The following is a 17,576-nucleotide window of genomic DNA, read 5'->3' as shown; positions in this document are numbered from 1 at the left end:
ACCCTGAGGGGTTGTTTTTATTGGTCCAAAAATAAATTTCGGGGTGTTATTTTGAGCGGTTTTGTTTTTTAGAAAGGTGAGCAGGGTACGGCGTAAAGCAGCCAAGAGATGTCGGAAATGGCACCTTTGTACCCTGTGTTTCTAGATATTTTCCTGTACTTCGTATGCTCAGATCTGAGTATGCACTCTGTATGCGGATGTCGAAATTGACAAGGTGGGATGTAAATGGCTCAGGTCTGGCGCGATAGCAGGTATGTGTTGTTGGGGAGCGCCATAATACTCACGCTGTCACTTGGGATTCGGCACGGTTTTGGATTATTTCTTGCGCCCATGAGTGCTCAATTCGGCTGGGGGCGGGAGATTTTTTCATTCGCGATCGCGATGCAGAATTTGATCTGGGGGATTGCACAACCTTTTGCTGGCGCGCTGGCCGATCGCTATGGCGCGGGTAAGGTCGTCGCCATAGGGGGCCTGCTCTATGTCATCGGTCTTGTCGGGATGAGTTTATCCGATTCGCCGTCGACCCTAATGGTCAGTGCGGGGGTATTCATCGGGATCGGTCTTTCGGGCACCTCTTTCTCGGTGATCCTGGGCGTAGTGGCGCGGGCGCTGCCCCCGGAAAAACGCAGTGCAGGAATGGGGCTGGCGAGCGCAGCAGGCTCCTTCGGCCAGTTTGTGATGCTGCCAGGCTCGCTGGGATTGATACAGGGTTTGGGCTGGGACAACGCTCTATTGATTCTGGCGCTTTTTGCAGCGCTTATCATTCCTTTGGTCGCCATGCTGAAAGACAAGCCGACCGAGCGGCAGCTGGGCGAGCAGACGATGACGCAAGCGCTACGCGCCGCGAGTTCTCACTCTGGATTTTGGCTGCTTACCTTCGGCTTCTTCGTCTGTGGCTTCCAGGTCGTCTTCATCGGTGTGCATTTGCCCGCCTATCTGATGGATAAGGGACTCACCACCCAAACGGGAACCACTGTTCTCGCACTCATCGGACTGTTCAATATCTTTGGGACCTACACGGCGGGTCGGCTCGGTGGGCGCCTTTCCAAGCCCAAACTGCTGACGGCGCTCTATCTGCTGAGAGCGGTGGTGATCGTCGCCTTCGTCTCTTTCCCGGTGAGCAATGTGACGGCCTATCTGTTCGGTATGGCCATGGGCTTCCTTTGGCTGTCCACCGTACCTTTAACTAACGGCGTCATCGCCTCGGTATTTGGCGTGCGCAATCTGTCCATGCTGGGCGGGCTCGTCTATTTTTTCCATCAGATCGGCGCATTCCTAGGTGGTTGGGCCGGTGGCATGGCTTACGACATGACCGGGAGCTACGATCTGGTCTGGAAGGCGGCCGTGGTCCTCAGCCTGATCGCCGCTGCGGTCAATTGTGGCGTAAGAGAAAAAGCCGTTACGCCCTCGATCCCCAGGGTATCCGTGAACTAGGGAGGCGAAAGCTGAATACTGCAGTTGTTCGCAAAACTCGATCGCTCTTGCCCTGGCTAGAGTACACCGTTGTAGCCATCGGACGTGATCACTGCCGACGGGGCGATGACCGAACAGCCATCCACCGCTCTTAACTTCCAGCGTCCATCCCGAGGGTGCAGCCCTGGGGTGGGGCTGCGCTTTTGTAGGCGTATGCCGGCGGCCTGGGCCTTATGCCAGGCCGCGGGGATAGGACAGAGGCTTCGTCCAGGTCCTCGGCAGGGTGAAGGAATTCGGCTGCTGGTGGAGCGTGCCGGTAACGAGACTGTCCGTGGGTACGTCCGATGGGACATTGGGGAGTTCACCAGATGGATCGCAGCGGGAGGTTTGATGTCGCTGAAAGGGTTTGCAATTACCACTATATAAAATCCCAACCCTGCCTATGGCTTCGCTTATCTACCCCTCTCCACCCGGCGCTACGCGCGTGGCAGAAGGGAAAAGCGAGGAAAAGAAAGAAAAAACAGGAGGGAAAGGGGCGAGCACTACTCCAATCGCTCACGGGAAAATGACTGCGCAAGTCGTGGACTGGGTCTGTTATCTGATCAACGTGGCCCTAACACCGGGCTACAGAAGTGAGATAGGCGTGCTGTCCAGGCGCCGGTACTGCATGCCCGAACCGGGTGACCTTAGCCGGACAGGGCGGCAACCTCACGAAAACGCCGCGGCGATAAACCATAGGCAGCCTTGAAGGCGGTGCTGAAGTGGGAGCTGCTGGTAAAGCCCCAGTCGTAGGCTATCTCGGTGATGGAACGCTCAGCACTGCTTGAGTCGCGTAGTGCCTGAGCGCAACGTGCTAGGCGGCGCTGCCAGATGTACTCGGTGAGGCGGATGCCATCGAGGCTTTCAAAGATCCGGTGCAGGGTTCTGACAGAGCATTGCACGGCCTCTGCGATTTGCTTTGGGGTCAGATTTCGCTCCGCGAGATGATCTTCGATAAATGCGGAGATACGCAGTCGTCGATAGTAGTGGGTATCGCGGGCTATCCGGGTTGCCTGCTGTTGCTGCTCCATCGCGTTAATTAGGAGTGCCTCGATGCTCTTGCCGAGCGAGAAGCTACTGGTTTCATTCAGCTGTGAATAATGAGTGTATGCACCGGTTATCAGGTTTCGCACCATGCTTGCCAGTCCGGTGCGGGTATCCAGGCGTGGCTCCCGTGTATCCATCAGCGTGCGATCAAGGCCGTGGCACAGCAGCATCAAATAGTCGCAACCCCGCGGGCTGGTGACGTTGAAAGGACGGCTACAATCCAGCAACAGCATCTCGCCGGCAGCCAGGGTATTGCGAGATCCGGCCTGTTCGAAATGGCTCACTTCGGTCATTTGCAGCACGAGTAACCAGGGCAGGCCGGAAGGCGCGGAAGTGCCTTCGAGTTCTCGCGAAAAGCGATGGGCACTGCAGCTCATGCGACAGAAGTGCAGGTTGCCTAGCGATCCGTATTCCAGGCGGCCATTGAGGGGCCGATCATCGATGGGGACGAACCGAGTTTTCTCTATGGAGCGCACATGGTCTGGCGTTCGTCCCAGGTGCAGACTCATGGCTTCGCGCCAACCGGCCAGTTTGTCGGGGTGAACGAGCTGATCGGTACGGATGGTAGCTAACGCACTCATCTCAATCTCCGAGTAGGTCATCGACCGGTGGGGTTCCGGTCGATTCTCATGCAGATCTGCCGTTTTCAGAAGGGGTAAGGTGCGCGATCTCCACGCCACGTCACCCAGTGGGCGCGAGTGAATTCGTCCAGGGCGTAGTGGCCGTTGAAGCGGCCTAGGCCGGAGTTCTTTTCGCCGCCGAAGGGCGCGTTGGGCTGATCGTCCACGGTGATGTCGTTGATGTGCGTCATGCCCGCCACGATCCGCCGGGAGAAGGCCAGGCCTCGGGCCATGTCGTGGGTGAAGACGGCACTGGAAAGGCCATACTCTCCGGCGTTGGCCAGCGACAGAGCGTGCTCTTCGTTGTCAGCCACAATGAGCGGCAACAGCGGACCGAAAGTTTCTTCCTGGGCCAGCTCCTGGGTATTGGGCACTTCACCGAAAACGTGCGGTGGCAGGACCAGCCCCCTGGGGGCGCCGCCGGCCAATTGCGCCAGCCCGGCCGCGCGGGCGTCTGCGATTTTGCTCAGCAGTCCGTCGAGCTGCGCCTGGTTGATTACCGGACCTATCACGGTATCGGCTTGATTGGGGTCGCCCACCTGCAGCGCCTGTACCCGTTCGGCTACCAATGCGGCGAAGTCTCGATAGACCTTGCGATCGACCACGATACGATTGACGCTCATGCATATCTGCCCTTGGTGCAGAAAGCGACCGACCACTGCCGCGTGGGCAGCCGCTTCGACATCCGCGTCGTCAAGCACCACCAGGGGGCTGTTGCCGCCCAGCTCGAGCGCCACGCGCTTGAGGTGCTTTCCGCCCGAGGCGAGCCGACCGACGCTGCGTCCGACTTCGGTCGAGCCGGTGAATGAGATGAAGCTTGGTACCGGATGGGCGACGAAGGCGTCTCCGATCTCCGATCCCGCACCGACGATGACGTTTATCACCCCGGTTGGAATGTCCGCTTCTTCGAGAAGATGCGCGATCAGGAGACCGCCGGTCACTGCGGTGTCACTGGCCGGCTTGAGTACCACAGTGTTGCCCAAGGCGATAGCCGGAATGACCGAGCGCAGACTGAGATACAGCGGGAAGTTCCAGGGACTTATGACACCGACTACACCCAATGGCTCGCGGAAGACAAAGCTTTGCTGCCCAGGCTTGTAGCTGGTGAGGATGCGGCCTTCCACCTCGAACGGCATGTCCGCGTACGCCTGGATCAGGCGTAGCGACGACTGGTATTCGAGGGTGGCCTTGATACGCGTACTTCCGGATTCGCGGATTAGCCAGCCAATGATCTCTTCTGCCCGTTGCGCGAAGATCTGCGCAAGGCGATTCAAGCCTTCGGCCTTTTGCTGTGGCGAGGTGGTGGCCCAGCTCGGCTGGGCACGCTGGGCGCTTTGATAAGCCTGGTCCAGATCCTCGCGCGAACCTAGGGACATGCTCAGAAGCTGGTGGCCGGTAAAAGGATCGCGGTCATCGAGGGTGCGTGAGGAGCGGCCGTCGACCCAGGCGCCAGCGATGTACTGACGGCCGGCGATGGCATAGGGAGTGGGAGCGGTCATGAGATTTCTCCAAAAAAGTAGGTTAGCTACGCATCCAGGCGCGGCCCCAGGAGTTGAGGGTGTGCTCACACTGCGGCCAATGACCTGGCTCCTGCCCGGCGGGAATAGTCTGCAGCTCGGCGGAGAATTCGAGCCGATTGCGGTCGGCATCGACGACCATAAAGAACAAGTTGTTGCCGGGACCGTGGCGACCAGGGCCGAAGAAGAGGGTGATGTGCTCCTTGGCAAAACGGTCACCCCAGTCACGGATGTCGTTCCACTCTTGGGTTTCGTAGCAGTGGTGATCCCACTCGTCCTGTGAGCCACGGAAGAAGGCCAGCGAGTGGTGTTCATCGTCCGACCGCAGGAAGCAAACCATCAGCTGGCCACTTTCGGGATCCACCACATTGTCAGACACGCTGAAGCCTACGGTATTGACGTAGAAGTCGATGACCGCCTCCAGCTGTGTGGTCTGAAACACCACATGCTGGAGACGACCGGGCATGCCCTCGCGCGAGATTTCGATGAGTTCGCTCGGTACGCCGAAAAGGGTTTCGCGGCCTTGCGGATCACGAATGCTGAAGGCGCCGTCGGCAAGCAGCGGCGACTGAGTGTCCAGGGTGGCGCAGCCCTGGTGCTCCAAGCGCTCACGCAGGCGGTTGAGTTGCTCGGTGTTGCCGAGGCTGAATGCTGCCGCGAGCAGGCCGGATCTATCTGCCGGACTTAGGCGAACGGCGCGTTGCGGGCCCAGGAGCACGGCACTGCCGTCTGGATAGCGGGTGCAGCTAAGGTCCATCAGGCGTTCATAGAAGTCGATCTGCCGCTGGGGCTCCTTGCTGCCAATGTGCAGGTAGAGTAGGCGTGCGGGTGTAGTGGTTTGCAGGGTAGTCATGAGGATGGTCTCCTGGGGGTTATCCGATGACGTCGGGAGCCAAGGCCAACGGCGCGGCCGAGGTGACGGGCGCGGGGGCGAAAAGCCGTTGCAGCGAGTCGGCGACGTGAATTTCGTCGTGGCAGTCGAAGATCGCGGCGATGTAACGGTCCGGGCGCAACAACCACAGTGCCCGGGATTCGAAAAAGGTCGCCGGCAGGGTCTGCTGGCGGTCCCACAGCACCGGAATCGCGGTCGCTTCCTCAACACCGCCTGGTGCTGGGCCGGCTTCGAGGATCACCATCCGTGCGCCCAGTGATCGCCATAGGGGGTGCCGCAACTGCGTCAGGTCATTGCTGGCCGATCGGCCACCCTGGATCAGCGTAAAACCCTCGCCCAGCAGGTCGTCGAGGGGACGATCCCCGCCCTGGGCATCCTGAAGGGTCGGTTGCGGAAACATCTCGCCGGTACGGTACGGCCCGGTGATCTGGCTGTCGGTCACCAGCCCTTTCAGGAAACGCGGCTTGGGCTTGAAACGCATTTGCAGAAAGTAATCGCGCAGTGGAGGCAGGTGAGCGATGGCACGGAACAGCCCACTGATCAGGCTAGCTCGCAGGACGCTGGTAGGTGCCATGACCACCCCCAAGTTAAGCGCCAGCTTGATCAGTGCCCAGGCATGATCGCGTCGTTCCTGCTCGTAGGTGTCGAGCACCATTGGATGCAGGTTCCCGCGCAGCACCTGGATCAGTTTCCAGCCCAGGTTGTGCGCATCGCGGATGCCGCTGTTCATACCCTGGCCGGCGTAGGGTGGAGTCAGATGCGCGGCGTCACCCGCCAGGAAGACGCGACCGACGCTCCAGCGCTCGGCGACTCTTGCATGGAAGGTGTAGACCGTCTTGCGCACCACCGAGGTTGGCTTGTCACCCCGAAAGGGGCGCAGCAGGTCGCGCAACCTGTCCTCATCCAGCATCTCCGCATCGCGCTCCTCGGGACGTAGCATCAGCTCGAAACGGCGGGTCCGGTGGGGGCCTGGTACCTCGACGATGGGACGCCGTGCATCGCAATAGACGCGCGTCTGCCAGAAGGGATCGTCGTCCTGGTCGGTATCGATCACCAACCAGCGTGACTGGAAGCTCGAGCCGACCATGGCTACGCCGAGCTGTTTGCGGACTGGGCTACGGCCACCGTCGCAGGCCACCAGATACCGGGCACTGACGGTAAGAACCTCGCCCGTGGCGTCTTTGATTTGCGCCACTACGGAGTCGTCGTTCTGCTCAAAGCTCAACAGCTCGTGCTCGAATCGCACGTCGACGGTGGCGAAGCGGTCTAGGCCGCGGAGCAGTGTGGCCTCGAACAGCGGCTGGCGAAAGGCGTTGCGCTTGGGAAAGCCATAGAGCGTGGAGGTGGGTTCCACCTTGCCGAAGCAATGCCCGCCTGGACGGTCGAAGTAATGAACACCATAGCCGGGCACGACGTCCTGCAGGACGTCGCTGGCCAGATCGATGGCCTGCATGGTGCGCAAGGATTCGTCGTCGATGGAGACGGCGCGCGGCTCGGTCACGGTACTGGGCTTGCGATCAATCAGCAGGGTGGCGATGCCAGCCTGACCGAGTAGATTCGCTAGGGTGAGACCGGTCGGCCCGGCGCCCACGATGAGAACGCCAGATGGCAGCTTGAGGGTTGTCATTGTTATGCCCTGCGTTTGATGAGGGAGAGCTTTCAGTCCATTTGGAAAGGTTGCTGCGCCAAGGCGGCTGCCAGTTGCGTGAGGTTGTCCGCCAGCGCCACGAGCTGCTGACCCTGGAGCTGATCCTGCTCCGGCTCGCGCGCGGTGAGCGGTCGGACGCAAGAGATGCTCCCCACGACACGGTTCTCGCCATCGAAGATAGGCGCCGCTAAGCCGAACACGCCAGGGTCGACCTCCGCTGCGGTGATCACGTAGCCCTGACGGCGGATACCCTGGAGTGATCGTCGGAACTCGTCCCAGGTCTGGCCGAGGTTGCTCTGGCGTACCGCCTCGGGATTTTCGAGGAACAGTTGACTGTGCTGGCGGGTGCCCAGATGGGCAAGAATGGTCTTGGAGGTGGCGCCCATGAACAGCGGGCGTGGAGTACCCCTGGCATAGCTGACCGTATCGGTGAGACCGCCACTCTGGTGAACGCACACCACCTGATCCTTGAACAGCCGGCAGACCAGCCACACCTGTTGAGCGCTCCAGCGAGGCCAGGTGGCCTCGAGCTGGTGCGCGGCCCTTACCAGGGGGTCACTTACACGCAGCTGGTGGTCCCAGGTGATGATGCGTGCTCCCAGGGCGTAGCGACCGGCTTCCACCTGGAACAGCAGATCCGCCTCGGCCAGCTCACGTACATACCGGTAGACCGTGGAGCGGGTGTATCCCAGCGCCGCGCTCATGTCGTCCACCGCCCAGACTGGGTGCGTCTCGGTGAAGATGTCTAGTACCCGTAGCATGCGCTCGAGACTGGACGCCCTGGGAGCTTCCTGAGTGATGCGTGGGCTAGTCTGGGTGTCTTTGGAAAGGCCGTTCATGTCTCGTCACTCGTCAGCGATGGGGTTGCGCAACACACCGATGGACTCGATGTCCACCTCTACGATATCGCCCGGCTTCATCCACACCGGCGGCTCGCGAAAGGCGCCGACACCGCCGGTGGTGCCTGAGACGATGACGTCGCCGGGTAAAAGCTCGGTGAAGGTCGAGCAATAGGCGATCAACTGACGGACGCTGAAGATCATGTCCGAGGTGCAGGTGTGCTGCATTACTTCGCCGTTGAGGCGGGTGGTCAGGGTGAGATCCTGCGGATTGGAGATCTCGTCAGCGGTCACCAGCCAGGGCCCGAAGGCGCCGGTCTGCGGGAAGTTCTTGCCTGGTATGAATTGGATGGTGTGCTTTTGCCAGTCGCGGACGCTGCCATCGTTGTAGCAGGCGTAACCGGCCACATGCTCCAGAGCGTCGGCCTCGGTGACATGACGTGCGCGCTTGCCGATCACAACCGCAAGTTCACCTTCGAAGTCCAGCTTGTGCGACGCCTTGGGACGAAGGATGGGAGCGCCATGAGCGGTCTGGCTGTCGGCGAAGCGGGTGAAGATCATCGGGTAGGTCGGCATTTCCCGTCCGGTCTCGCGGACGTGGGTGGCGTAGTTGATGCCTATGCACAGGATCTTGCCCGGCTTGGCGATCACCGGCAGCAAACGAACCTCTGTCATAGCCAGGCGTGGCAGCTCTGCAAGGATTGCGGCATCCAGTTTCGACAGTGAATGTCGGGCGAGCGCCTGGGCGAGATCGTCGCCGACCTGGGCTTTCAGCGGGTGTAGGTCGAGCAAATGATCACCTGAGACGATGCCGTATGAGTCGCGGCCCTGGTGAGTGAAGCTGGCGATTTTCATGGTGAACTCCTTTTGCGCGAGGTAAGGGGGCTCAGACGCCGGCGCTGTCGGCGGAAGTTTTAGGCGCGAGCAGCAGCGCCAGCACGGCGCCCAGCGCCAAAGCACCGGGCACGAGGGCGGCGAGAAAGATCTGCGGCAACGACCACCCATGACTGAGCATTAGGCCACCCGCGATGGGGCCGAGGATCGAACCGATACGACCGACGCCCAGGGCCCAGCCAACGCCCGTGGAGCGGATGGCCGGCGGGTAGATTTCTACCGCCACTGCATTGAGGCCGGCCTGGGCGCCCTGCACGAGGATGCCGAGGACAAGCATCATGGGCAGGAAACGGTCGAGCTCGACCGGTAGCACGCTCATCAGCACGACTAGAATGAGGTAGGCGGCGAACTCCACTAGCAACACCGGGTAGGCGCCATAACGGTTCATGACGTGACCCTGCAGCAGGGAGCCGAGTACACCTCCAAGACTGAACAGGACAATGGCCAGGACACCAGCCGACAGCGGTGCGGCGACGGTCGCCAGGACTGTCGGTATCCAACTCATGATGGAGTAGAGGATCAGCAGGTTCATGGCGTAGGGCAGCCAGAGCAGGAGCGTGCGGCGCCACAGGCCCTGCCGGAACAGCTGACCGACGGGCATCCGGCGGAGGTGCGCCGGAAGCGCCTGGGGCCGATCCGTTCCGGTGGGATCAACCGCGGGAAACAGGGCGCCCAGCACACGATCTCGTTCTGTCCGGCGCTGCGGTGAGCGTGCCAGAAATTCCATCGACTCCGGCAAGCGAATGGCGATCAGTCCCACGGTCACCAGTGGCAGCACGCCACCCACCACGAACATTACCTGCCAACTCCAGAGGCCGAGCAGCCACTGCGTCGCGAGGCCCGCCGCTACGGCGCCGAGCGGCATACCGCAAAAGACCAGGGTCACCGCTATTCGCGCGGAGCGTCGCGGCATGTATTCGGAGGCCAGGGCGACCAGGTTCGGAATGGCGCCACCTAGGCCGAGACCGGTCATGAAGCGGATCCAGACGAGATCGTCGTAGCGCTCGACTAGGGCCGTCAGCAGCGCGAAGGCGCCAAAGATGAGGACTGATAAGAGAAGCACCCTTTTACGGCCGATGAGGTCGGCGAGGGGGGCCAGCGCCAGGGCGCCAACCATCAGGCCAAAGAGTGCGGCGGCGAATACCGGTCCGAAGCTGGACGGCGCTATGGATAGGCTATCGGCCATCGGCTTGACCAGAAAGCCCATCAGCTGGGTATCGAAACCGTCGAGCACGGCGACCAGCAAGCAGAGCCCTAGCACTTCATATTGCCGGGCGCCGATCTCGCGGTTGTCGATCACGCTGGCCAATGGGCTGCGCGCAGGAATGTCGTGCATGACGTGAGCCTCTCATTCTTCTTGTTTTGGGGTGATGTCGACCCAGACATCGCCTCCGTTGGCTTCAACTTAAATCTCGAAATTAATCCTGTAAAGCAGGATTTGATAAAAAATCCTGCATTGTGAGAATTTTGTTTTTATGACGAGCGCTGCTGGTAGGACGCCAGGGTGGGCACCCACTAGCGGAGCAAGCGAGATGCCGAATTAAGGCCGCTGGACGGTCACGTTGCAGGGCCTCGATTCGAAGAGGGGATGGATCAGGCGTCGAATGCCCAGCAGCCGTGTAGCGACATTCGCATACGCAGAGGAATCTGGACGCGCGCCACAGGGCCTGCGGCCATGTCCTGTGTATCGAGAACCACCAATTCACTCCGGTAGGTATCCAGGTGATTCAGCAGGGCTACGAGGTAGCCATCTCCTTCCGGCGCCTGCGCCGTTCGGGGAACGAAGATAGGCTCCTGAAAGCACCCGCTATCTCCAGGAAACCAGCTCTCGCTCGCTTTGGTACGCAAGTTGAAATGGGTGAGTAGATTGAAGAACTGAAAGGGTGGTGGGCCGATATCATCGCGGTAGGGCCGATTCGGATCGAACGCCAGCATGAAGCCATGTTCGTATGGTTGACCCAGATAGCGCTCGTCGACTCGAGGAAATTCGCATGGGTAGTCGTTCAGTGGTTGGGGCTCAACGAAATCGCTGTGAGTCTGCAGATCAAACGTCCATCGGTGCAGACTTGATGCGAGCGTTTCCGGCGGAGGGACATAGCCATCACTCTGCGGAAAGAAGTAAAAAACATTTCCACCGGTCACTGGTGTGTCGAGATGGAGCTTACCGTCCTGCTCGAAGGCATTGAGAGTATGGCCTTGGAAACCGTTGGCCGGTCCTCGGAACCAGCGAACCTCAGTCGCCGAACCCCTGCGCGGTACCACGGCAAATAGCTGGGGCAAATCGGGTTGCCACTGAAAATGCTGTCCTCCCTCGCGCAACCTTTGGACATCAACCGTCAGAGGAATGAAGGGCAACACCAGATAGTTGGTCGTGATTGCGCAGTCGTGCACCATGGCTGCATATGGCGCTTTGAACCATATCTCGTGTAAGACCCGTCCCTCAGGACTGATCTCGAAACAGGCTATGTCTGGCGTGCCTTCACCTCTGGCTTCATAGCTGAATGCAATTAGGTTGCCCGTACCGGGATCAATCTTCGGGTGCGCGGTAAAGGTGTCAGCGGTGATTTGTCCCTGCCAGTCGTAAACGCCCAGCGTTTCCAGCGTTTGAGGGTCCAGGGCGTAGGGCAGGGCGTCTTCCTTGAGTGCGAGCAGTACACCGTTGTGCTTGAGCACCGTGGTATTGGCCGTAGTGTTGTTGGTCGCCGCTCGCGGATCGTTGGTGTGAACATTACGGTAGATGCCATTTAGCGAACGACCTTCGCGACGTTGGGCCATTAAGCGATCCGTCTTCACATAACGTCGACGAAGGGACACGCCGTTGTTTTGGAAGGAGAAGGCGCTCACCAGGCCATCGCCATTAAAGTAGATGTCTTGGCCCAACATCGGCGGATACTGCGGATCAGGCGCAACCTGGTAAAAGGTGCCGCGCAGCGCGCTAGGAAGTTTACCCTCCACCTCCAGGTCGAAGACGTCGGCCTCTACGCGGCTTGGTTGGTAAAGTGCACCAGAGAATTCGGGCGTGGCGGGAAATCGGTTAGTCATGGCAAGTCCTTGAACAGGTTGGTGAGGGAATGCCAGTGCCGCTTAGACGCGCGCGGGTTGCGACGGATGCGATCTGGCGGTTGCAGATGGGTATCGACGAATGCGTGCGACCACTACGCAAGCGATGATCAAGGCCGTTAAATAGATGCCGGCCGCCAGCCAACCTACGGCCCGGAAGTTGCCTTCACCTACGACCAAAGCCGCCCCGAAAGGCCCCATGCCCTGGCCGACGAAGATCGCCGCATTGCCCAAGCCCGCCAGGCGGCCGGAGGGGTCTAGCTCAGCAGTCATCGAGAGTAGATAGGGCAGGCTGAAGAACCAAACTAAATGGATCAGGGCAGCCGTCACGGCGAAAGCTAGTGGAGTGGCACCCTCGACCATCACCAAAGTGGCTAACAGAGCGGCGCCGAAGCCGATTAGCTGGGGCAACAGTAAGCCGAGTCGGCGTTTGATAATGGCTGCGAGGCCAGCACCCAGAGCCCCTGCGAGGATACTGGCACCGAGAATTGCGCCGATCTGTTCGGGCGCAAGGCCGATACTTTTACCGATGCGTTCCTGGTAGACCCATAGCGCGGAGTGGCCAAAGAAAAGAAGTGCGAATAGTGACACCAGCAGCACGGCTGTCAGGCTCAATGGAGGTACGGATGCCTGGGATTGATCCGGTCCATCGGTGTAGTGGGGTGGGATACGACCGGTACCCAACAGGGCCCCGGCGCTCGCGAGTGCCAGGATTAGAAAGGTGCCGGAAACACCGGCTTGTTGCAGTACCAAGGGCGTCGTGGAGACCAGCAACATTCCCCAGGCGAGGTTACCCATGTTGATCAGGGCAAATCCCGCATCCTTGGACGTTCGCAAAGCTGCCGTGGCGTATACCACCGCCATCACCCCGCCGCCACTCAGGCCGCAGATGAACCGGCAGCCGATCAAACTGACCCAGCCGCCCGCTTCAATACTTGCCAAATTACCTAGCACCAGGCTGACCAGTGCTATCCGTGCGAAGGAACGCCGGTTGATCTTTGGCATTAGCATTGCGCTGAAACCGCAGGCTATTGCCATTGCCAACAGTTCTCCGGCGAAGATGGCCCCTAATGCATTCAAGGGGATGCCCAATTGATCGACGAGTCCACCGCCCAGCAGCGGCTGAATCTGTAGCGTACCGAGGGAGACAACTGTCATGGCGCAGAGGGCCGCTAAGGTCGTCTTGCTATTTACCGCAACGAAAGCTTGCATGCTCGTCCCTCGCTCAGAAGGCATGTGCAAAACGCACTTGCACGGAAAAGTCGTTCTGGTTGCGATTTTCGGCGCTTACCTCACGGTAGGTATTGAACCAGAACCCTTCTGCCGTGCTGATTCTCCAGAACAATCCAGGCCCGATGCCCAGCACCTTCTCGCGCGAATCGGCTAGGCGCTGACCATTCACCTGGTCCTCATCGAGTTGCTTGAAGTAGTAGCCGCTGATCCCTACCGACAGGTTGGGGATCACCTCATAGGAAGCCGAGAAGTTCGCCCAGGCCGCTTGGCCCGCTTGGGTATCACGTACCGGTCCGCCTTCGAACACCTGAATTGAGCTACTGGCTGGATCGCGATTCTTGAAGTTGTACAGATAGTAGAGCCGCCAGCTCAGCTCCCAACGGGGGGCTGGTAACCAGGTCGAAGCCCAGTAGGGATTGAACGAATAGAAGTTTGAGCCCTGATTGAGGTCCCGGTGCTTGTCATACTTCCCTGTGGGCAGGATCACATCTAGGGCGATGCGATTGGCCAGCACCGGTCGACCGTGTTCGTCCACCAGCGGATCGAATACCATTTGTGGACCTGCGACGATGTCACCCAAACCAACGCCGTTATCTTTTAACTTCGGGCCGGCATCACCAAAATCACCGTCCAGTGAGACGATCGGCACGATCAGGTTCCAGCCTAGATGCGCCCCCTTCCAAATTTCTTGGGGCGAGTAGTAGCTGAATTGATTGAGCAACGTCGCGACGCTGATTTTGGGATTATCGAACTGCTTATTTTCATGGCCATTACTGTCCCGGAACGAACTGGCTTGGTCATACCTCAGGTACACCAGGTGACTGAGTCCCGTCGGGCCTGTAAACCCGTCATAGAAACTCGTAGAGCCCAAGTTGATACCGGCCGGCTCGTTGACCGAGGGCGGCGGGGGACCACTGGCCGCTTCCGCCGTAAATGAGATGGCGACTACGAGTAAACTCAAGGTGCTGCTGAGCAAGGTTTTCATAAGGCTGGCTCTATTGTTGGAGTTGTGAGCAGCTGGTTGCGCTGTGCATCTCCACTCTAGAAAGGCCTCAACCCTCGGTCTTTCTTGCAGCCGCCAAACCTGTCTGGGCGTGCCAAAGTGATTCGTCTCGGACGTTGGTCGAGATCAAATGCCATCTGTCAGCCAGAAATTTCGTCTACTTCTATGAGGACCTAAGCGAATGTCCAGAGAGCTCCAGAGTCCAAAAAAGCAATACATATCCGCCCATTCCAACCGACCCCCTGCACCCCTTCTACTCGATCTTTTACCCGCTATCGCCCCGCGCCCCGCGCGCGATAGAAGGGAAGAGTGAAAAGCGAAGGCGGCGTCTCGTTGAACCACCAAAAAGATGGCTGACTACGAAATGTTCATGGGTAGCTACTGCTTATTTAGGGGGGTTCAGAGCTTTACTCATAGCAACTACAAACATTCGCACCTCACTCTCAAGGTACATAGTGCTGCTCAAAATGCACGACAACGTTTTGCTTTATTTCAGAGCACAGCACCTTCACGCGGCGCTGGATGGATCCGTGTACAACGATCTTTCGCGATAGTGGCCCCGCCGCCAATCAGTTCGATCCAAATAACTAAGATCTGCGTGCTTGATCGATCTGGGCGCTCACTTTTGCCTTATAGGATCGGTTTAAAGCGCCATGTTGCCTTTGGGGTTACCCAAGGCCATTTGCACCTGTCGCATGAACCAACTGAGCGCTGTGGACTGGGTACTGCGATTGTGCCAGTGCAGGGTCACATCGAAGGCAGGAACCTCGAAAGGGAGTTCGAGCGTCTTGAGCTGACCTTGCAGCGGCCTTTGACAAAAGCTGTCGGCGATCTGGCTGGGAAGGATGACCAGTAGCTCAGTGCCCGGAATCAAGCGCGGAAGCACCGAGAAATGAGGCAGGCGCAGTTTGATCCGACGCTCCACACCCAGGCGTTGCAGTGCATCCTCAGCCATGCCGTGTCCCGAGGTGCGGGTGACCTGAACATGGGGTTCGGCCAGGAACTGCTGCATGTCCATGGTCTCACCGATGCGCGGATGGTCTGCATCCATTAGGCAGACGTAGCGCTCCTTCATCAGCACATGGGAGGCCATGCCGGTTTCGCTGAGCTTCCTGCTGCAGATCGCGGCGTCGATGTGGCCGTCGTTCAACCAGGTTCCGACCTGATCGATTTCGAGCGGTACCACCTCCAGTTCGATATTCGGCGCCAGGCTGCTCAGGTGTTCCATCAGCCGAGGCAAGAGTGCCATCTCGCCGAGGTCGGACAGCGCCAAGCGAAACTGGCGTTGCGAATGCCCAGGCTCGAATTTACGGGCTTCGCCCACTACCGACTCGATGCAGCGGGAAGCCTCCTTGAAGCCGCTGTAAAGCTGGCTGGCTAGCCGGGTTGGCTGCATACCCAGGCGATTGCGCACGAACAGGGCGTCATCGAACTGCTCCCTGAGCTTGGCCAGGGCGTAGCTCACGGAGGGCTGGGTGACGAACAGGCGTTGCGCGGTGGTCGTCACGCTCTGGGTTTCGTAAAGGGTGATGAAGGTGGTGATGAGGTTGAGGTCAAAACTGCTCATGGTCGCGCCTGTTCGTCATGGGGAATCGAGAGTGGCCCACTCCCACTGCCGTGAGTCCTCTTGGGGCTGCTTACAGAGATGCAATCATAGATGTGTTTTATGCAAAACTAGAAAAGCATTTATTTGATAGATTTTTGCGGAATTCCTAGAGTGGAAGTCTCACGACAGTCCCGGAATTGCGCCCCATGCCAACCATTCACTCTGCCGCCTATACGCTGCTTCGGCGCCACGGAATGACCACTCTCTTCGGTAATCCAGGTTCCAACGAACTGCCGTTCCTCAAAGCCTTTCCCGAAGACTTCCAGTACGTGCTGGGGCTGCATGAGGGCGCCGTGGTGGGTATGGCCGACGGTTACGCCTTGGCCAGCGGCAAGCCGGCTTTCGTCAACCTGCACGCGGCGGCAGGCACCGGTAATGGCATGGGAGCCCTGACCAACTCCTGGTACTCCCATAGTCCTTTGGTGATCACTGCCGGCCAGCAGGTCCGACCGATGATCGGTGTCGAGGCCATGCTGGCCAATGTCGACGCCGTGCAACTGCCCAAGCCGCTGGTGAAATGGAGCTACGAACCCGCCAACGCGCAGGACGTCCCTCGGGCGCTTAGCCAGGCCATCCACTATGCCAATACGACGCCTAAAGCGCCGGTGTACCTCTCGATCCCCTACGACGATTGGGATGCGCCGTGCGCACCGGGCGTCGAGCATCTGTTCGAGCGTCACGTACAGGTCGCCGGCAACCCCAACGCTGACCAGTTGCAGGCGTTGATCAAGCAGCTGGACCAGGCGCGAAATCCGGTACTGGTACTTGGGCCGGAGGTCGACGCCACCCTCAGCAATGGCGCCGCTGTGGCCTTGGCCGACAAACTCCACCTGCCAGTGTGGATCGCACCGTCAGCATCGCGTTGCCCATTCCCCACTCGTCATCCGAGTTTCCGTGGCGTGCTTCCCGCGGCCATCGCCGGGATCAGCAAGATACTCGAGGGCCATGACCTGATCGTGGTCGTCGGCGCTCCGGTATTCCGCTATCACCAGTTCGCCCCGGGAGACTACCTGCCGGTCGGTGCACGTCTGCTGCACATCACCTCCGACCCGCAGGAAGCGGCGCGGGCGCCGATGGGGGATGCCCTGATCGGCGATATTGCCGCGGCCTTGCAGGCACTGGCCGAGGGCGTGACCCAGCATTCCCGATGCTATCCCGAGCCGCTACCGGCGCCGCGGCCGATGGTTGATGAGCCTAGGCACCTGCGCCCTGAAACACTGTTCGATGTGCTCGATGCCGTGGCACCGGAAGACGCCATCTACGTCAAGGAATCGACCTCCACCACCAGCGCCTTCTGGGAGCGGATGAACCTGCGTCATCCCGGGAGCTATTACTTTCCTGCCGCGGGTGGCCTGGGCTTTGGCTTGCCTGCCGCCGTGGGGGTCCAGCTGGCGCAACCGCAGCGGCGGGTAATCGCGCTGATCGGCGATGGCTCGGCCAACTATGGCATCACCGCGCTCTGGACGGCTGCGCAGTACCGCGTGCCGGTGGTCTTCATCATCCTCAAGAACGGTACCTACGGCGCCCTGCGCTGGTTCGCCGGCGTGCTCAAGGCGGAAGACGCCCCAGGCCTGGACGTGCCCGGCCTGGATTTCTGTGCCATCGCGCAGGGCTATGGCGTGCGTGCCGTGCACGCCGACACCCGTGCAAGCTTCGAGGCGGCATTACGCGCGGCACTGGACGCGAATGAACCCACGGTAATCGAGGTACCGACCGTCACCATTGCGCCCCACTGATCTGCAGGGGCTACCACGGCCCCTGCAAC

13 protein-coding genes are annotated in these 17,576 nt (G+C 59.8%); 2 read left to right on the top strand and 11 right to left on the bottom strand.

The window, feature by feature from the left end:
• Positions 1-225 precede the first annotated feature (225 nt).
• Entirely contained in the window at positions 226-1,434 is a 1,209-nt protein-coding gene (locus tag DBY63_RS21170) for an MFS transporter (protein ID WP_108576290.1), read from the top strand.
• A gap of 665 nt (positions 1,435-2,099) precedes the next feature.
• Here DBY63_RS21170 and DBY63_RS21165 read toward each other — a convergent pair.
• From DBY63_RS21165 to DBY63_RS21115, 11 genes are all read right to left on the bottom strand, one after another.
• A complete protein-coding gene (locus DBY63_RS21165; RefSeq protein ID WP_108576295.1) occupies positions 2,100-3,080 on the bottom strand; it encodes a helix-turn-helix domain-containing protein in 981 nt (326 codons plus the stop codon).
• A gap of 65 nt (positions 3,081-3,145) precedes the next feature.
• Positions 3,146-4,618 carry an aldehyde dehydrogenase family protein gene (locus DBY63_RS21160; protein WP_108576289.1) on the bottom strand — a complete coding sequence of 491 codons (1,473 nt, stop codon included), beginning with the start codon at positions 4,616-4,618 and terminating at the stop codon, positions 3,146-3,148.
• 22 nt (positions 4,619-4,640) lie between these two features.
• Entirely contained in the window at positions 4,641-5,489 is an 849-nt protein-coding gene (locus tag DBY63_RS21155; protein ID WP_108576288.1) for a VOC family protein, read from the bottom strand.
• Positions 5,490-5,508: 19 nt separating this feature from the next.
• The gene (locus DBY63_RS21150) at positions 5,509-7,155 is read right to left on the bottom strand and encodes a bifunctional 3-(3-hydroxy-phenyl)propionate/3-hydroxycinnamic acid hydroxylase (RefSeq protein ID WP_108576287.1); all 1,647 of its coding nucleotides are present in this window, start codon (positions 7,153-7,155) and stop codon (positions 5,509-5,511) included.
• A gap of 32 nt (positions 7,156-7,187) precedes the next feature.
• The gene (locus DBY63_RS21145) at positions 7,188-7,937 is read right to left on the bottom strand and encodes an IclR family transcriptional regulator C-terminal domain-containing protein (protein WP_256594476.1); all 750 of its coding nucleotides are present in this window, start codon (positions 7,935-7,937) and stop codon (positions 7,188-7,190) included.
• An 84-nt stretch (positions 7,938-8,021) separates the two neighbouring features.
• Positions 8,022-8,870 (bottom strand): fumarylacetoacetate hydrolase family protein, encoded by an 849-nt coding sequence (locus DBY63_RS21140; RefSeq protein WP_108576285.1) that lies wholly within the window; start codon positions 8,868-8,870, stop codon positions 8,022-8,024.
• 31 nt (positions 8,871-8,901) lie between these two features.
• A complete protein-coding gene (locus DBY63_RS21135; RefSeq protein ID WP_108576284.1) occupies positions 8,902-10,245 on the bottom strand; it encodes an MFS transporter in 1,344 nt (447 codons plus the stop codon).
• A gap of 257 nt (positions 10,246-10,502) precedes the next feature.
• The gene (locus tag DBY63_RS21130; RefSeq protein ID WP_108576283.1) at positions 10,503-11,951 is read right to left on the bottom strand and encodes a carotenoid oxygenase family protein; all 1,449 of its coding nucleotides are present in this window, start codon (positions 11,949-11,951) and stop codon (positions 10,503-10,505) included.
• Between the two features lie 42 nt (positions 11,952-11,993).
• Positions 11,994-13,181, bottom strand: a complete 1,188-nt coding sequence (locus DBY63_RS21125) for an MFS transporter (RefSeq protein ID WP_108576282.1) — start codon at positions 13,179-13,181, stop codon at positions 11,994-11,996.
• 13 nt (positions 13,182-13,194) lie between these two features.
• On the bottom strand, positions 13,195-14,187 hold the full coding sequence (locus DBY63_RS21120) for a transporter (RefSeq protein ID WP_108576281.1): 993 nt from the start codon (positions 14,185-14,187) through the stop codon (positions 13,195-13,197).
• Between the two features lie 661 nt (positions 14,188-14,848).
• A complete protein-coding gene (locus DBY63_RS21115; RefSeq protein ID WP_108576280.1) occupies positions 14,849-15,772 on the bottom strand; it encodes a LysR family transcriptional regulator in 924 nt (307 codons plus the stop codon).
• A gap of 185 nt (positions 15,773-15,957) precedes the next feature.
• On the opposite strand from DBY63_RS21115, the gene mdlC reads away from it, so the two are divergent.
• Complete coding sequence (gene mdlC, locus DBY63_RS21110; RefSeq protein WP_108576279.1) at positions 15,958-17,547, top strand: benzoylformate decarboxylase; 1,590 nt, start codon at positions 15,958-15,960, stop codon at positions 17,545-17,547.
• Positions 17,548-17,576 lie beyond the last annotated feature (29 nt).

The sequence above is a fragment of the Pseudomonas sp. RIT411 genome, assembly GCF_003057735.2.
GTDB lineage: Bacteria > Pseudomonadota > Gammaproteobacteria > Pseudomonadales > Pseudomonadaceae > Chryseomonas > Chryseomonas oryzihabitans.
The sequence above is the reverse complement of the archived record's forward strand: the minus strand, read 5'-3'. Positions and strand labels throughout refer to the sequence as shown.

What these genes read in the sequence shown, in the direction of transcription:
- DBY63_RS21155 (WP_108576288.1), bottom strand. Translation starts at nt 5,489, where the DNA reads ATGACTACCCTGCAAACCACTACACCCGCACGCCTACTCTACCTGCAC.
- DBY63_RS21125 (WP_108576282.1), bottom strand. Translation starts at nt 13,181, where the DNA reads ATGCAAGCTTTCGTTGCGGTAAATAGCAAGACGACCTTAGCGGCCCTC.
- DBY63_RS21150 (WP_108576287.1), bottom strand. Translation starts at nt 7,155, where the DNA reads ATGACAACCCTCAAGCTGCCATCTGGCGTTCTCATCGTGGGCGCCGGG.
- DBY63_RS21160 (WP_108576289.1), bottom strand. Translation starts at nt 4,618, where the DNA reads ATGACCGCTCCCACTCCCTATGCCATCGCCGGCCGTCAGTACATCGCT.
- DBY63_RS21120 (WP_108576281.1), bottom strand. Translation starts at nt 14,187, where the DNA reads ATGAAAACCTTGCTCAGCAGCACCTTGAGTTTACTCGTAGTCGCCATC.
- DBY63_RS21145 (WP_256594476.1), bottom strand. Translation starts at nt 7,937, where the DNA reads ATGCTACGGGTACTAGACATCTTCACCGAGACGCACCCAGTCTGGGCG.
- DBY63_RS21115 (WP_108576280.1), bottom strand. Translation starts at nt 15,772, where the DNA reads ATGAGCAGTTTTGACCTCAACCTCATCACCACCTTCATCACCCTTTAC.
- mdlC (WP_108576279.1), top strand. Translation starts at nt 15,958, where the DNA reads ATGCCAACCATTCACTCTGCCGCCTATACGCTGCTTCGGCGCCACGGA.
- DBY63_RS21130 (WP_108576283.1), bottom strand. Translation starts at nt 11,951, where the DNA reads ATGACTAACCGATTTCCCGCCACGCCCGAATTCTCTGGTGCACTTTAC.
- DBY63_RS21140 (WP_108576285.1), bottom strand. Translation starts at nt 8,870, where the DNA reads ATGAAAATCGCCAGCTTCACTCACCAGGGCCGCGACTCATACGGCATC.
- DBY63_RS21170 (WP_108576290.1), top strand. Translation starts at nt 226, where the DNA reads ATGGCTCAGGTCTGGCGCGATAGCAGGTATGTGTTGTTGGGGAGCGCC.
- DBY63_RS21165 (WP_108576295.1), bottom strand. Translation starts at nt 3,080, where the DNA reads ATGAGTGCGTTAGCTACCATCCGTACCGATCAGCTCGTTCACCCCGAC.
- DBY63_RS21135 (WP_108576284.1), bottom strand. Translation starts at nt 10,245, where the DNA reads ATGCACGACATTCCTGCGCGCAGCCCATTGGCCAGCGTGATCGACAAC.